The organism is Microcoleus sp. Pol14D4 (assembly GCF_036701245.1).
In the GTDB taxonomy this organism is placed as follows: Bacteria; Cyanobacteriota; Cyanobacteriia; order Cyanobacteriales; family Microcoleaceae; genus Microcoleus.
The window spans coordinates 73,834-90,649 of record NZ_JAUBQM010000003.1 but is presented as its reverse complement, the minus strand read 5'-3'; the positions used below and the strand labels follow the sequence as shown (position 1 = coordinate 90,649).

Annotated in this window: 12 protein-coding genes; 8 read left to right on the top strand and 4 right to left on the bottom strand. The window is 46.0% G+C overall.

Translation table 11 applies throughout. The annotated features are described in order from the left end of the window. Positions 1 to 157: 157 nt before the first annotated feature. Positions 158 to 1,162 carry a multicopper oxidase domain-containing protein gene (locus QUA33_RS02730; protein WP_333146272.1) on the bottom strand — a complete coding sequence of 335 codons (1,005 nt, stop codon included), beginning with the start codon at positions 1,160 to 1,162 and terminating at the stop codon, positions 158 to 160. 205 nt (positions 1,163 to 1,367) lie between these two features. Here QUA33_RS02730 and rppA point away from each other — a divergent pair, with 205 nt between their 5' ends. From rppA to rpmB, 6 genes are all read left to right on the top strand, one after another. Next, complete coding sequence (gene rppA, locus QUA33_RS02725; protein WP_333146270.1) at positions 1,368 to 2,057, top strand: two-component system response regulator RppA; 690 nt, start codon at positions 1,368 to 1,370, stop codon at positions 2,055 to 2,057. 86 nt (positions 2,058 to 2,143) lie between these two features. Further along, positions 2,144 to 2,374: a hypothetical protein gene (locus QUA33_RS02720; protein WP_333146268.1), complete on the top strand. Its 231-nt coding sequence runs from the start codon at positions 2,144 to 2,146 to the stop codon at positions 2,372 to 2,374. Next, positions 2,371 to 2,718: a type II toxin-antitoxin system PemK/MazF family toxin gene (locus tag QUA33_RS02715; protein WP_333146266.1), complete on the top strand. Its 348-nt coding sequence runs from the start codon at positions 2,371 to 2,373 to the stop codon at positions 2,716 to 2,718. Before QUA33_RS02720 ends, QUA33_RS02715 begins: the two co-directional genes overlap by 4 nt. Positions 2,719 to 2,738: 20 nt before the next feature. Continuing rightward, a complete protein-coding gene (rppB, locus tag QUA33_RS02710; protein WP_333146264.1) occupies positions 2,739 to 4,070 on the top strand; it encodes a two-component system sensor histidine kinase RppB in 1,332 nt (443 codons plus the stop codon). Positions 4,071 to 4,334: 264 nt separating this feature from the next. Further along, on the top strand, positions 4,335 to 6,323 hold the full coding sequence (gene htpG, locus QUA33_RS02705; protein ID WP_333146262.1) for a molecular chaperone HtpG: 1,989 nt from the start codon (positions 4,335 to 4,337) through the stop codon (positions 6,321 to 6,323). Between the two features lie 146 nt (positions 6,324 to 6,469). Then, positions 6,470 to 6,706, top strand: coding sequence for a 50S ribosomal protein L28 (gene rpmB / locus QUA33_RS02700; protein ID WP_333065932.1), 237 nt, complete (start codon positions 6,470 to 6,472; stop codon positions 6,704 to 6,706). Between the two features lie 78 nt (positions 6,707 to 6,784). Here rpmB and QUA33_RS02695 read toward each other — a convergent pair whose 3' ends face one another. Both QUA33_RS02695 and proS read right to left on the bottom strand, forming a co-directional pair. After that, entirely contained in the window at positions 6,785 to 9,760 is a 2,976-nt protein-coding gene (locus QUA33_RS02695; RefSeq protein WP_333146260.1) for an adenylate/guanylate cyclase domain-containing protein, read from the bottom strand. Positions 9,761 to 9,935: 175 nt separating this feature from the next. Then, on the bottom strand, positions 9,936 to 11,741 hold the full coding sequence (proS, locus tag QUA33_RS02690) for a proline--tRNA ligase (protein ID WP_333146258.1): 1,806 nt from the start codon (positions 11,739 to 11,741) through the stop codon (positions 9,936 to 9,938). Between proS and QUA33_RS02685 the strand changes: the two genes are divergently transcribed. Continuing rightward, positions 11,740 to 12,132: a hypothetical protein gene (locus QUA33_RS02685; protein WP_333146256.1), complete on the top strand. Its 393-nt coding sequence runs from the start codon at positions 11,740 to 11,742 to the stop codon at positions 12,130 to 12,132. The two genes, proS and QUA33_RS02685, sit on opposite strands and share 2 nt — an antisense overlap. 519 nt (positions 12,133 to 12,651) lie before the next feature. Beyond that, entirely contained in the window at positions 12,652 to 15,780 is a 3,129-nt protein-coding gene (locus tag QUA33_RS02680; RefSeq protein ID WP_333146254.1) for an MFS transporter, read from the top strand. A 277-nt stretch (positions 15,781 to 16,057) separates the two neighbouring features. On the opposite strand, the gene QUA33_RS02675 is transcribed toward QUA33_RS02680, so the two are convergent. After that, positions 16,058 to 16,648, bottom strand: a complete 591-nt coding sequence (locus QUA33_RS02675) for a Uma2 family endonuclease (RefSeq protein WP_333146252.1) — start codon at positions 16,646 to 16,648, stop codon at positions 16,058 to 16,060. Between the last annotated feature and the right edge of the window lie 168 nt (positions 16,649 to 16,816).

Genomic DNA, 16,816 nt, shown 5'->3' with positions numbered 1-16,816 from the left:
AGTTGCTAATTTTTACGTTATGTGCATTTGGAATCGCAAGTTATTAAGAAATTTTCTCAATTATTTGCGAGCTATTCATTTTACCTATTTGCGATCGAGCTTGTCAAATAATTTCATACTTTATGTGAATCGGCGCACCCTGGTAGCAGGATTCGGTTTAAGTGATGACTTCAAATACCCCCATGCAGCCTGCTTCGGCGATCGCATCTTGATGGGGATGAAACATATATTTTCCAGGGTAGCCGTAGGTAAATTCTAATATATGTCTTTCAGCTACTCCCATGGTGATGACATCAGTTCTTTCACTGGGAGTTAAAGTCATTCCCGTGCGATATACGTCAAAAAAGTTGGCGTGCAAGTGAAAAGTTACTGCTGCTTCGTACTCAATCAGGTTGAGAACGTAGAGCCGAATTAACTGATTTTTGTAAATAGGTATCGGGTTGTTCATATAATAATTGGGCAACCCATTAAAAGCGTATAGTTCGTTTTTTTCGTCCTCGTTTACGTCATATCCCCCCATGATTAACATGATTTCATCGGCGGGAGGGCGGGGTTTTGGCGGATCGATAATGAACATTCCATATAGTCCTTTACCGATGTGGCGTGTTACGGGAGCAATATGGCAGTGATATAGATGGACTCCATAAGGATTGGCATCGAATTCATAAATAAATACCGAACCGTTCCTTACTGGTTTAACGCCATCCATTTCTGTGGGGTGAATGCCGTGAAAATGCAGCGAGTGAGAATGTCCACCTTTGTTAGAAAAGATGACGCGGATACGATCGCCCTCTGTTGCCCTCAATGTCGGCCCGGGCACGCGATTGTTGACGTTCCAGGTGTTGAAAGTGACGGCGCTGTTAAGTTGGACGATCGAAGTATTAGCTTCCAGGCGAAATTCCCGAACCGTGCGCCCGTTTTCGCGCGTCACGGTGCCGTAATCAAAATCCCGCGCAATTTGCATCGGGTTGATATTGCTGACGGTGAGTGCATCTGCCGGGATTGGCGGAATTCTCGCCACTGATGTCGGTTTGCGAGTCAAGTTTTGAAGTGCGATCGCGCCGCCCGCTACCCCAGCCCCAGCTATTCCTAGCTGTAGCAGTTGGCGGCGACTCCAGCGCCCAGCCTTTTTAATGGCGGGACGATCGGATAAATCTGTCATACTTATTGATAATTTTTCGCAAAAATTTACTCGTGGTTGATTATAAGACATTACCAGCTTGTTGTCAATTATTGTCAACAGTTATTTTTTCTGCGAAGTCAGAAAATTTCATGCTGATTTCATCTCAGTATGTGAGGTTAGATGTTGGGGTAGATGCTGCCGATCGCTAACAATGTATAAGGATTTACCGCTATAAATTAGAGTTATGAGAGTTTTGCTAGTTGAAGATGAGCCAGATTTAGGGAAAGCGATCGAGCGCACTTTAAAGCAGGAAAAATATATAGTTGATTGGGCCGTAGATGGCAGTGAAGCTTGGGAATATTTAGACAGTCAGTGGACGCAATATAACCTGGCTATTTTTGACTGGTTGCTACCAGGATTGTCAGGATTGGAACTGCTGCGGAGATTGCGTGCTAAAAATAGCGCCCTGCCCGTCTTGATGCTAACAGCAAAAGACCGCATGGAAGATAAAGTGGCGGGACTAGACGCCGGGGCTGACGATTATTTAGTTAAACCGTTTGGCATGGCGGAACTGTTAGCAAGATTGCGGGCCTTGCAAAGGCGATCGCCCCAAATTCAACCGCAACAGCTACAGGTAGGAAATCTGGTTTTGGACTGCGGAAATCGAACTGTGTGCCATCTCGATCGCAACGGCCAAAAGCCGATCATTTCGCTGACAAACAAAGAATTTCAACTGTTACAATACTTTATGAAACATCCGAACCAAATTGTGACTACTGACCAAATTCGGAATCAGCTATGGGAGGCTAGTGCAGATACCTTTAGCAATGTGGTAGCAGCTCAAGTGCGCTTGCTGCGGCGCAAACTTGAGTCGGTGGGCGGCGCGAATTTAATTGAAACCGTACACGGCGTCGGATACCGCATGAGAAATTAAAGCTGTAGGGGCAACGGCGGGGGGAATATACCTCGTTTCCAGTATCTGGCTATAATATAGAAAGCTCCATCAGAAATATAACTGCCATGAAAGATTTAATCCAACAAGAGTTAGAAAAGCTCGATCTAGAACAACTCAAACAAGTATTTGAATTTATTGCCTTCCTGAAATTCCGTGCCAGATTAGTTACTATTCCAGCAATCGATGAAACTAACTTAGCTGCACTATACGGCGAATTTGCCGAAGAAGACCGACAACTTGCGGAACTCGGAATGAGCCAATATGCAGAACTCCTAAAACATGAGGATTTGGCATGACAGTCAGACGAGGTGAAATCTGGATTGCAGCCCTCGATCCTACACAAGGTTCCGAACAGGCCGGTGTACGTCCCATAATTATTTTCCAGAACGATACTATTGCGAGATACACGACTACTGTTATCAGTATTCCTCTAACAACTAATCTGCGCCGTGCCTCTCTCCCTTCATGTGTTTTAATTCCCAGCGGTGAGGGAGGATTGACTCAAGATTCCGTTGCATTGTGCCATCAAATGCGAGTTTTGGATAAAACACGCTTGCGAAATAAAATTGGTGAAGTTAATTCAGATATCTTGGTACAATTAGAAAATAATGTATTATTTACCTTGGGATATTTACCTTAAAAAAGAGCGCTCGACTCAATGTGAATCAAAATAAACTCTTTAACCGAACTCGCTGGCAATTAGCCATTTCCTATGCGGCTGTAATGGGTTTGATTTTAAGCTTGTTGGGATTTGGCGTATATAAGGCGATCGCCCACGCTCACTGGGTAGCCATAGACCGCGAATTAGAATCCGTAGCGGGGACGCTACACGACAGCCTAGAACTCAAATTGCAGCAGCCCGGACGATTGGAGCCAATAGTCAACGAACTTTTGCCCAACCTCCGCCTAATTGGAGTTAAAGGCATTAAAGAACAGTTGCCAAGCCGCCATATTTTAAGCGCTATCAACCAAGGCTATTATTATATTCGTTTATTTGATTATTCGGGGAAATTAATTGCTACAGCAGGCGCTTATCCCGAAGAATTACCACCAGCATTGAATTCCCAATACTGGCAAACAATAACTGACACCAAAGGCAATGTTTATCACCAAATTTCAGTAGCGCTACATACCCAAACACAGCAAGATTGGGGATATTTTCAAGTTGGTCGGAGCCTGCAAGACTTCAATGATTATCTCAGTACAGTGAAATGGGTTTTGAAATTAGGATTGCCTACAGCATTGATTTTGATAGGCTTTGCTAGTTGGTTATTGGCTGGATTGGCCATGAAACCGATTTACTCTTCCTACCGACAAATCCAACAGTTTACAGCGGATGCAGCTCACGAATTGCGGACGCCTTTAGCGGCTTCGCAGGCGACTGTAGAATCGGCGCTGTTGACGCCTCAATTAGATGAAAAAGAGGCGCGGGAAATTTTGCGGACGGTAGAGCGCCAAAACCGACGATTGACTCAGTTAGTTGCTGATTTGCTGCTGCTGGCTCGCATGGATAATCAAGTGATACGCGATCGCCGTCAATTATGTTGTTTGAATGACCTTGTTAGCGATTTAGTAGAGGAATTGGCAGCTTTGGCGATCGCTTCTAAGGTAGCCCTAACAACGTCCGTGCGAGTGCAGCAGCAATTAAATGTTGTCGGCAATTCCGACCAACTTTATCGCTTAGTTGCTAATTTAATTGTTAATGCCATTCAATACACTCCGGCGGGCGGGAAAGTAACAGTTATTTTAGATTGCAGCCACCAAGAGGCCATCGTTCAGGTTCAAGATACCGGTATTGGGATAGCGGCGGCAGATTTAGAGCGAATATTCGATCGATTCTACCGAGTCAACAGCGATCGATCGCGCAATACCGGCGGTTCGGGACTGGGATTGGCGATCGCCCAAACCATAGCCCGGGCACACCGCGGCAGCCTCAGCGCCCGCAGCGAATTGGGTTCCGGCAGCACCTTTCTCCTGCAGTTGCCTTTGTGAGCTACTATGTGAGGGCAACTGACATCTTGCACCATGTTCGCTTAACAGGCTTTTCGGCCTGTTCCACAAAAATTGAAATATCTTGTGGGGAGTAGGGGTTGGACAGGAGAACCCGCCCGTGAAAGGCTAATTGAGAATTGTGCAAGATGTGGGGAAAACCGAATCATCTTTTTGTGGTAATCCCTTTTGCAGAAGAGAGCACGATCGCCGAAAATCATTAAATAGCTATTTCTAAGCAACTAGCAGTCATCAGAGAGAAAAATTATGACAGTTTTAGAACAGGGAACAATCTCAATCCATACCGAAAATATTTTCCCGATTATCAAGAAGTCGCTATATACTGACCACGAAGTCTTCTTGCGGGAACTAATTTCTAACGGCGTCGATGCCATTGCCAAACTCAAAATGGTTTCCCGTTCCGGCGAATACGGCGGCGACACGGGCGAACCGCAAATCAACATAGCGATCGACAAAGAAAACAAAACCCTCTCAATTTCCGATAACGGCATCGGCATGACCGCCGATGAGGTAAAAAAATACATCAACCAAGTCGCTTTCTCCAGCGCAGAAGAATTTATTGAAAAATACCAAGGCAGCGGCGAGGACGCAATTATCGGTCACTTCGGTCTCGGTTTCTACTCTTCTTTCATGGTGGCGAAGAAAGTAGACATTGATACTCTTTCTTACCAAGAAGGCTCCCAAGCAGTACACTGGTCTTGCGACGGTTCTCCCGCTTTTGAACTATCAGAATCTTCCCGCACGGAACGCGGCACTACTATTACTCTTACCCTCCAAGACGAAGAAGAAGAATATTTAGAACCCACTCGCATTAAGCAGTTAATCAAAACTTACTGCGATTTCATGCCAGTTCCCATCAAATTTGAGGGAGAGGAGCTCAACAAGCACAAAGCAATTTGGCGAGAATCAGCCAGCAATTTGCAAAAAGAAGATTACTTAGAACTCTACCGCTACCTTTACCCGTACCAAGACGAGCCGCTGCTGTGGGTACACCTGAATACAGATTATCCTTTTATTGTCAACGGGATTCTTTACTTTCCCAAACTGCGGCCGGATGTCGATGTTACCCAAGGCAATATCAAGCTATTCTGCAACCAGGTTTTTGTCAGCGATCACTGCGAAGAAATTATCCCGAAATTCTTGATGCCGCTGCGGGGCGTTATTGACAGTACCGACATTCCCCTGAACGTTTCTCGCAGTTCTTTGCAAAGCAATCGGACTGTGCGGAGAATCGCTGATTATATTGCTAAAAAAGTGGGCGATCGCCTGAAAGAACTCTACCGCGACGACCGCGACGAATACATCCGCTGCTGGCAAGATATCGGCACTTTTGTCAAGTTCGGAACTCTCAACGATGACAAGTTCAAAAAGCAAGTCGAAGATATCTTAATCTACCGCAGCACCTACGAACCAACAGCCGAGAAGTCAGAAACTGTGACGCCCGAAGTTCAGGTGCAAAGTGAGGAAGGAGATTTGTGGCAAGATGTCACTCCGAAGTCGGAAAATTCTAGTTCCACGCAGCCTTACACGACTCTAAAAGAGTATTTGGAACGCAATCAAAAACGCCACGAAAATCGCGTGTTTTATTGTACCGATCCGGCGTCTCAAGCAACTTACGTGGCAATGCACAAAAGCCAAGGTTTAGAAGTGCTGTTTATGGATTCTTTCATCGACACGCACTTTATCAGCTTCTTGGAAAGAGAATACTCAGATGTCAAATTCTCGCGGGTTGATTCCGACATCGACGAAACGCTAATTGACAAAGAGAAAGAAGCGGAAATTGTCGATCCGGCGACGAATAAGACTCGCAGCGAACAAGTTAAAGAAATGTTCCAAAAAGCTCTCAACAAGCCGAAAGTGAACATTCGCACAGAAGCTTTGAAGTCTGACTCTGCGGAGGCGACGCCACCTGCGATCGTACTTTTGCCGGAAGCTTTGCGCCGGATGCGCGACATGACGGCGCTTTTGCAGCAGCAAGCGGCCGAATTCCCCGAAGAACACGTTTTGCTGGTGAATACGTCTCACCCGCTGATTCAAAATTTGGCTAGTTTGAGTCAGGGTGCGATTATTCAAGGCGGCGGGGAGTCTCCATCAAGTCAGTTGGCGAGTATGATTTGTCACCACGTTTACGACTTGGCTTTGATGGCCCAGAAGGGTTTCGATGCTGAAGGGATGAAGGATTTTGTCGAGCGATCGAATCAAGTCTTGACAAAATTGACTGAACGTGCAATGTAATTAACCCCCCGAACCCCCCTTGCTAAGGGGGGGAGCAAGAGTTTATTTCTATTGCTAAAGGGATAAGTCAAGCCTTCTTCCTTCTTCCTTCTTCCTTCGGGTATAATGAAATGCTGCACGCAAAAAACGGTAATCAGGAGGGAAGTATGTCACGGAAATGTCAGCTAACGGGAAAGAAGGCGAATAACGGTTTTGCAGTTTCTCACTCGCACCACCGCACTCACAAATTGCAAGAGGCCAATTTGCAGTGGAAGCGGGTTTGGTGGCCGCAGGAAAAGCGCTGGGTAAGATTGCACCTTTCTACAAAGGCGATTAAAACCTTGCAAAACAAGGGTTTGGAAATCATGGCGAAGGAAGCTGGAATTAACCTGTACAAGCTTTAAAAAACTTGGCTAATTGAGAAAAGGGCGATCGGGCAAATTAACTGGTGCGATCGCCCTTATTTTAGGGAAAAACCTTGACTAGAGCAATTTTCGGCATTCCAGTAAATAAGTAGTCATCACGCCTTTGCCTTTAACTTCGATCGCGCCCCGACTTTCAAATACATACTTATCGTGCAATATATCATAAATTGCCGACGTGACTTGAATGCACCCCGGCAAGCCGTGGGATTCCATGCGGGAAGCGGTGTTAACGGTGTCTCCCCATAAATCGTAAATAAATTTTTTAATACCGATTACTCCGGCGACAACCGGGCCGGTGTTAATGCCAATTCTGATGCTAAAATCTCGATCGTGGGTATCGCTGAATTCAGTAATTGCCTGCTGCATATCGAGGGCCATTTGGGCGATCGCCTCTGCATGATCGCTGCGGGGCATGGGCAGCCCTCCTACTACCATGTAGGCGTCGCCAATCGTCTTAATTTTTTCCAATCCGTGCTTTTCTGCTAGGCGATCGAATGTGGAAAAAATGTCGTTAAGCAACGACACTAATTCTGGCGGAGAAATTTGGGAACTAATGGTGGTAAAACCGACTATATCTGCAAATAATACTGTTACTTCGGCAAAAGTATCGGCGATGATGCTTTGGTCTTGTTTTAATCTGTCGGCAATGGGTTGTGGTAAAACGTTTAGCAGGAGACGATCGGATTTTTCTTGTTCTAAGCGCAAAGCTGCTTCAGCTTCTTTGCGAGTTGTGATATCTTGAACAGTACCTTCGTAATAAAGCAAATTTCCGTAGGAATCGCGCACGGTATAAGTATTTTCCGAAATCCAAATTATGGTGCCATCTCGGCGGTAAATTTGAGATTCAAAATCAGATACTTTGCCTTGTTCTTCTATTAAGCGGACAACTTCGGCGCGGCGATCTGGGTCAACATAAAGTTGTTGGCTAATATTAGTTAATGTGCCGACCAATTCCTGGCGCGAACTGTAACCGTAAATGCGAAGCAAAGCAGGATTAGCGCTGAGATATTGCCCATCTGGGGTAGTTTGAAAAATACCGACTATAGCATTTTCAAAGATGCTGCGGTATTTTTCTTCAGCTTGCCGCAGTGCTTCTTCAGCCCGCTGGCGTTCTCGCGCTTCCATTGCGAAAGTTACAGAATCTGCTAGAGAAACAGCGAAACTTTGTTCTTCAATCGTCCAAGGGCGGGGCATTCCTACGTGTTCTAAACAGAGAACTCCTGCTGTTTCTCCGCCTATTTGAATCGGCGTATCTAGCATAGAAGTGATGCCGATCGGAATTAGGTAAGATTGGGTAAATTCTCTGGTTCTAAAATCGTTTTGTGCGTCAAAGGCAGCAATTGCACGTTCTTCTCGCAGTGTTTGAAAATAGACAGGATAGTCTGCTGCTGCTAATTCCAAGCCGTGTGAGTGCTGGTTGAGAGTGCGATCGAACAAATCTAGGCACTCGATCTTGGATTTAGTGCGATCGTACAGCCAGACGCTCGAGCGGGCAACTTCCAGAGTTCGGCTAGCAGTTTCAGTTATTTCTTGAAGCGCCTTTGTTAAGTCGCCTTGATTCAGCGCTTTATTTTTGGCTAAATCAATTAATGCCGATTTCTGTTTCTGTAGCTGAAGTTCGCTTTGTTTCAGGGCATTTGTCCGCTCTTCAACTCGGATTTCCAGCTTTTCATTGAGCTTTTGCAGGGCTATTTCAGCTTTTCGGCGATCGGTGATATCTGTCCCGATGCAGAGGATGCCCAAAAGTTTGCCCGCTGCATCAACCAGCGGTTTATTTGCCCAAGATACCCAAACGCGATCGCCACTGCGCCGGATATTTTCATTTTCATAGCTGGTAAAGCGATCGGGATTTTGTAAAATTTGACTATAAACCAACTCTAAGTTATTTCCTTCACAGTCCGTCGGTGGAATAATGGTCCCCAAAGCATTTCTTCCCTGAATTTCTTCCTCTTTGTAACCAAAGAATTTTTCGGCAAATTCGTTAAAAAAAGTAATATTGCCGTCAGCGTCCAGTTGCAGAATAATACTGTTAGCATTTTCCACCAATTCTCGATATTTAATTTCGCTCTCCCGCAGAGAATACTCTGCTGATGTGCGTTCAGCTACTGTCGCGGCCAATAACAGCGAGGTAATCGTAATTACACCCATAAAAGCTTGCAACAATAAGATAGCCTGATTAATATTGTCGGCTTTGGCTGTGAAGGGTCCCCCTCCATGAGAACTGCCAAAAATTGCGATGATTGAGACAATAAACGATGCTAGGACAGCGGCTCGCTGACCGAATTGAAGCGCAGCCCACATTATCAAAGGAAACGGCAAATATTCCAGGGGATAACGAGAAATAGAAGATTCTTGTTTCGACTCAAAGACCAGCCAGCTCACCACAATTAATAATATTAACCATACTGCTCGCTCAATTAAATAATTTTTCTTTGTTTCTGTTTGTATTTTTAAACGATAGGCGGTTGCTTGAGGACGAAAAAATATTAAGATTAAGGGAGTGATAATTAAAACTCCCATTGTGTCTCCCAACCACCAATTCCATCGAGCAGACCAATATTCGCTCCACTCTATTTTTCCCGCTAAATATAGAGAAAATGCGCCAATAGTGCAACTGATTTGAGTAGCAATTAGACCGCCAAACAAGATTAAATTAATTACATCTTTCAATCGCTCGATAGAGGGACGAAACCGGAACCAGCTCAGGGCAGTTACTGCAAAAACCGCTTGCAGAATTGCCCCGACATTTCCTCCCAGCCAAAGTGCAAATATCTGTTCACTTGGGTTAACCAAATTGAGCAAAAATGTGCCCAAAACTATGGCAGGCCAGACTTTACTTCCAAACAATAAAAGTCCGGCTTGTGCAATTCCTGCAGGCGGCCACACCGAGGCAGCAAAGGGATTGACACCTTGAATTGAAATTGCTAGCCTCGCCCCCACGGCGTAAGCGACAGCAACGACAGTTACTTGGGCCAAGTACCGCCCAATTCGGGATTGAGGGAATCGCAGAAACCGATTTAGGTTCAGATTCATACCGAGTTTTAAGTTTTAGGAAATTTCACATTTGGTCTTTAAAGTTCACAGCAGAAAGAAGGAAGAGGGATGAAGGAAGAAGGAAGCTAATGTAGGGTGCGCAGCGCGCACCTTACCCTATACGTTGCGCGTTAATGTAGGGCGATGCACTCCGCACCTTACCAATTATAAAGGCTTAGTTGATGGCGGCTTCAATCCACTGTTTCAAGGTAGAATTGACTTCATCAACAAGAATTTCATGTGATTTGTGAGTTGCTCTTTCCACAACTTCAACTTTGCCTGCTTTCAGCGAACGGCCCGGAACAATCCGATAGGGAATGCCGATTAAATCGGCATCTTTGAATTTGACTCCGGCTCGTTCGTCGCGATCGTCGAGTAGGGTTTCAATGCCAGATTGGTTGAGTTCTGCGTAGAGTTTTTCGGCGACTTCTACTTGTTGGGCGTCGGAAATATTGGGGATGCTAATGATGGCGTGATACGGGGCGATCGCCACCGGCCAAATTATCCCGTCTTTGTCGTAGGATTGTTCTACGGCCGATTGAGCTAGCCGCGACACGCCGACGCCGTAGCAGCCCATCATAAAGGGCATTTCTTCGCCTTGTTCGCTGGTGTAGGTGGCGCCCATTGCTTGGGAGTATTTGGTTCCTAATTGGAAGATGTGGCCGACTTCGATGCCTCTGGCACTTTGCAAGGTTTGTTCGGGGTTGTGCACTGCCCGATCGCCCTTTTTGGCTGTTCTGACGCCTACAACCGTTGCTGGTAGCGGAAATTCTTTGTTCCAATTGGCTCCGACAACGTGGTATCCTGATTCGTTTGAACCGGTGACAAAGTTTGTCAGGTCAACTGCAGTGCGATCGACTAAACGCAAAAACTTAGAGTTTACCTCTTTGCTCCCAGCGATATAATCATCAGCAACATCGGGAGCCATATAACCGAGAGGTAAAGATTTAGCCGCCCATTTCCGCTGAGCTTCTGCATCGGGAACAGTCAAAAATAAAACTGTTTTAGCTTGATAATTGCCCGCTAACTTCGTCAATTCATTCAGCAACTTTACCTGATTCACATCTTGGTCGCCGCGAATGCTTACCAATACCAAGACTGTAATGCCATTATCGTAAACAGCTTGGTAAAGCACATTTTTGACAACTTGCGTCGGAGAACATTTCAAAAACTTGCAAAGTTTATCAATTGTTTCAGTTCCCGGCGTTTCCCGCTTTTCAAAAGTGGCAAAGGGCGACGGTTCGGCATCCGCAGGCATCGAGACAGCCTTTTCCACATTAGCGGCATACTGACCGTCTTCAGTATAGAGAACTTCATCTTCTCCCGCTTCAGCCAGCACCATAAACTCTTGAGAACCAGAACCGCCAATTGCTCCCGAATCAGCATCTACTGCTCGAAATTGCAAGCCCGATCGGCGCAGCATATTGCTATAAGCTTGAGCCATATCCTGATAAGTTTTTTTCAAACTTTCTTCGTTAGTGTGGAAAGAATAGCCATCTTTCATAATGAATTCGCGACCGCGCATCAACCCAAAACGCGGGCGAATTTCATCGCGAAACTTAGTTTGAATTTGATAGAGATGTACGGGCAATTGCCGATAGGAACGAATCATATCTTTAGCAATTGTAGTAATTACTTCTTCGTGAGTCGGGCCCAATCCCAATTCTCGCTGCTGCCTGTCTGTCATTGCAAACATAATACCTTCAGCTTGAGTATAGGTATCCCAGCGGCCGGATTCCCGCCACAAATCGGCTGGTTGCAATTGCGGGAGGAGACATTCTTGAGCGCCGGTAGCGTCCATTTCTTCGCGCACAATTTGAGATACTTTTTTGAGAACTCGCCACATTAAAGGTAGATAAGCGTAAATTCCGCTACCGATGCGCCGGATGTATCCGGCACGGAGTAATAGTTTGTGGCTGGGGATTTCTGCTTCTGCCGGGTCTTCGCGCAGGGTGACAAAAAGCATTTGAGAGAGTCGCATGGCTGATTTCCTTAAAATACCGGATGATTGTAATCTCAGATTAACTTCTGATATTATCAGACGTGAGGCGATTTTGATTAAATATATGAATAAAATTTGGCAAAACTACGAAAAAGGTATGGCAGTATTTGATAATTGTCACTCTCCTACTGTGCAATCTCAGTGGCTTGCTTTAAAAGATGAAATAAAAGAATTTGTTCGAGAACCTAATTTAAGCGAAATTTGGGATATTGTTCATGCTGCTGGTCGATTGTTTTACAAACTAACCGGAATTCCTTTCAATTTACTTGCCTATCCTACTGTTCGCAAACACAGTCAACGTTTCGAGGAGTACGGCTGTATTCGCAGCCTTCGCAACTGTGAGGGTAAATGCTGTGGCAAAAATTCGTAGGCTAGGAGGCTGCGGCGCCCCCGATATCATGTTTGTTGAATTACCTGCAATTAGATTTAGAAACCCTGGATCGCAACCGACTGCTTATGCAGATCCCTCCCTCGGAATTACTAGAGCGTTTTGAGCCTAAAAATCAAACGGAATCCTCAACTAGGTAGCGCACTCTACGATATGTAGGGTGCGCCGAATCTCAATTTACTACTATAGATAATTGGTGGCGATCGCCCCCCGCCTCAAACTTGCCACTTTTATGCGAACTCTGCTGCTATCAGTCCCAGAAAGACTGATTTCTGACTTTAGACGGATTTATTTTTTAGCTTCCACAGCCATAATAAGCAGTAAGGATGAGATAACTAGAGAACTGATTTACTACTCGTCCCAATTTCACTAATAAGGCCTTCCGTAAGATAAAGCCGAACCAAAACAAACCATCATCTAAAGATTACAAAATCCCCTATAAAAAAGTTGGGGACTCTTTTCGCTATGCCTAGTTAGGCATAAAAACTTAGGAGGTAAATTATGTTTGAAAGCGAGTTATTAATGTCGCTGTACAGTCCCAAATTCAATATTGCCCAAATGCCAGTAGAAATAGATGCGCGATTTGACCACCCCGATATCGGAGGGCTGATGTTTTTAAGCCCGCAGTTTTTCGTGGCATTAATCGCCGGAGTCATCATGGCTTTCGGCTTTCAATTCCTGTTAACAAATTTCTCGATTGCCGCCAAAATCTCCAACTGGGACGAGGCTTTACCCGACGATGATGATGATGAATCTGAAAGTTTGGGGACAAAAGTTCGTAAGACTGAAGGTCTAGTCGGGGGTTGGATTTTAGTCACCGTTAACCTGGCTTTATTTTTGGCTTGTTTTCTGGCAGTCAAACTAACTTCAATTGCCTCGGTAGACGGAGCGGCAATTATTGGTGTAGTCATTTGGTCGGCGTACTTTTTAACGCTGGTGTGGCTCGGTTCTAGCGCCGTCGGTTCCGCCATCGGTTCCTTGATAAAAACTGCTTTTTCAGGCGTTCAAGGCGTCATGGGTACTGCTGGTGCTGCGATCGGCGGCAAGATGGCTAGCGACCAAATGGTCAACACTGTAGAGGCATCTGTTGCCGCTGTCCGCCGCGAATTGAGTTCGGCGGTAGACCCGGATAGCATTCGCGAAACACTGCAAGATTATGTGGGTTCTTTGCAGTTACCGAAACTAGATGTTAAGGAAATTCGCGGTCAATTTGAAAAGTTGCTGGGCGATGCAGATATCAAATCTCTTGCGGGAAGCGACGTTCTGAAGAATGTTAACCGCCAGACTTTTGTGGATTTAGTTAAGAGTCGCACAGACTTTTCTCAAGAGGAAATAACTCAAGTTGCTGACCAACTCGAAGGCGTTTGGAAGCAAACTTTTGGCAAGCAGCAAGAGCAGAAAGACCCGAATTTAGAGTTGGTTGATTTTCTCAAGTTTGCGGCTCCCGATTTGCTGAAGTCTGACGAACTCAACGCCAAGCTGTCTCAAATTCTGGAAAGTAGGGAAAACAAATCGGAATCCAGCAGCGGCATGAAGCGAGCGATGCAGTTGGGTGTGGAAGCTCTTGTTGGCACTGTTTTGTCGCGGACGGATTTGTCGGATTTGGATGTTGAAAAAATCTCCGGTCAGTTGCAACAACTGACAGCACAAGGGACTCAAAAAGCTAAATCTTTTGCTTCTCAGGTGGGCGATAAAGTGCCGGCGCTGCCTTTCAATACAGCTAAGGCTGATGTGGAAAACTACTTGATGAATGCCCAACCGTGGCATCTCAACCGCGAGACAATCAAGCAGGAGTTTAGGGATGTTATTTACGACCCGGAAGCCTCTCCTGGGGCGGTTTTGCGCCAGTTAGAGATGTTTAATCCTGATTATTTTGTAGGGATTCTGGGCCGCCGCGAGGGGTTTGCTCCTGAACAGGTGACGGAAATTGCCGAACAGCTTGAAGGTGTCCGCCAAGAAGTGTTGGAAATCGTGCGAGATGCTGCTGGTAAAGAACAGTCTCAAGATTTGCGGAGCCGGATTGAGAATTATTTGCGATCGACTGGCAAAGATGAGCTGAACCCTGAAGGTATTGAACGGGATTTCCAAGCGCTTTTGGAAGATCGGGATGCTGGTTTTGAGGCTTTGCGCGATCGCCTGTCGCAGTTTAACCGCGATACTTTGGTGCAGTTGCTGGGTCAGCGGGAAGATTTTAGTCCAGAGGAAGCCGATCAGTTAATCGGGCGGCTCGAAAGTTCCCGCGATCGCGTGATTTCTAGAGCTCAAGAATTGCAAGAGCAAGCGAAATCAAAAGCGCAAGAATTGCGGCAAAAGGTAGAAGACTATCTACGCAATACTAATAAGGAAGAGCTCAATCCAGAAGCGATCGAGCGCGAGTTTCAAACGCTGTTAAGCGACCCGGAAGCCGGATTTAAAGCGCTGAGAGAACGCTTATCTCAATTCGACCGCGATACGCTGGTGCAGTTGCTGTCACAGCGCCAAGACCTCAGCGAAGAACAGATCGATCGGGCGATCGACCGGATTGAATCTGTGCGCGACAACATTATCCACGCGCCGCAAATGGTGGCAGATAAAGCTAAGCAACAGTACGAGGAAGTTACTGCCAAAATTGGCGAGTACCTGCGGAATACCAACCTGGAAGAACTCGATCCAGAAGGCATCAATCGGGATTTGACTAAATTGTTTGAAAATCCGAAAGAGGGTGCTTTGGCACTTCGGGAAAGACTTTCTCAGGTCGATCGCGAAACTTTAGTTAAGCTGCTGTCGCAGCGGGAAGATTTGAGCGAAGAACAGATCGAGCGGACGATCGATCGCGTGCAAGATTCGATTCGCAGCATCGTGAAATCGCCGCGCCGCTTGGCATCTCGCGCTCAGAAAACAGTCCGGGATTTCCAAGGCAGTTTGGAAAATTACTTGCGGAATACGGACAAGGAAGAACTCAATCCTGAAAGCATCAAACGCGATTTGCAGTTGCTGTTTAGCGAGCCGGGAATGGGGATGCAAAGTTTGGGCGATCGCCTGAAGCACTTCGATCGATCGACTCTGGTAGCATTGCTGTCGCAGCGGGAAGACATCTCGGAAGACGAAGCTAACAGAATTGCCGACCAAATTGAATCTGTCCGCAACCAAATTGTCGAACAAGTTCAAATGGTTCAGGACAAGTTCCAGTCAGCAATGGATGGTATTTTCGGAAAAATCCGGGATTACCTCAATTCGCTCGATCGACCAGAACTCAACTACGAAGGCATCAAGCGGGACTTACGCAAAGTGTTTGACGACCCGCAGGCCGGATTTGACGCCATTAAAGAGCGTTTAGGTGAGTTCGATCGCGGTACTTTAGTTGCCCTGCTGAGTTCTCGTTCTGATATTTCCGAGGCACAGGCTCACCGAATTGTTGACCAAATGGAAGGAGCCCGAGACAGCGTTTTATTGCGCTCGGAACGCCTGCAATCTGAAGCCAAAAAACGCATCAAAGAACTCAAGAAAAAGACCAAGCAGCAAGCAGAAGATGCGCGCGAAGCGGCAGCAGCCGCAGCTTGGTGGCTGTTCGGTACGGCTCTGACTTCTGTGGTTGTTTCGGCTTTGGCTGGAGCCATAGCAGTCAACGGGATTTCGGGTTTGTTTAGCTAGATTTTCAACGAGTTTGAAATAAAGTTCTCCTGATTCTAGGCTGGCTGTTTGCCAGCCTATTTTCTTTGACTGACACCCCATTTGTTTGGTGTGGCATAATTCCAGAATGATTTTAATTGTTTTGTGGGATGGGCGTCCCGCCCGTCCGGTGTATTGTCAAAGCAGGCGGGACACCCAACAATAATCATCCTCAAATTGTGCAACGCCGTTTTTTTAGTCCGCTCGACCCTAGATCCTGCCAGGTAAACTGCGGCGGATTGTGTATATGTAGCGAATTCTATTCCCCCCTCAAATTGGCAGGAAATACTTTAGATAAATCGAGGGACAAATCCCCAAAATTAGGGAGGGCAACTGTCTCGTTAGGCAGAAAAATTCTCTTGACGCGATAACCAAATTTGCCTTGCGAATTCTCATAGGGTTCGCTGTAATATTCCAAACAAGTTTCTAATAAGTTAAATATCCAACAATCAGAGATACCCGCTTCAGCATAAAGGGGCAACTTGACTTGTTTGTCGTAATTCAAAGAAGAATCAGCAACCTCAATCAGTAACAATATATCCGCTGGAGTGGGGTGACAGGATAGATAGTCATCAGGGCGATTTTGCACGATCGCGCGATCGGGTTCTGGTTCGCTGTCATCAGCCAGAATAATTGGTTGTTGTCCTCGCAGTGTCGCCCTTTCTCCCAGCAGCTTAAATAACTCGCGTTCCAAGCGTATCTCGCAAACAGAATGAGCCGTACCTTTAGCAGCAATTTTCACAAGTTCACCCTTGATTAGCTCAACTCGATCGTCCTCACCAAAGAACCCCAGTTCTGTCAGGCGGTGATATTCCGCTATGGTGAAGCGTTTTGCAGTTGCGATCGACATAACAGCCACCTCAATACAGGTCTGTTGCGATTATAGGCGATCGTCGATCGGCTAAACCATGCTAATCATGAGCTCCGCTAACAACAATATTGTCAAATTTCCCTCATCCTTTGGTTGCAAATTTTCCCAATTTTGGTAAATTTACTCCCCGAACTTATGTCCGGGATC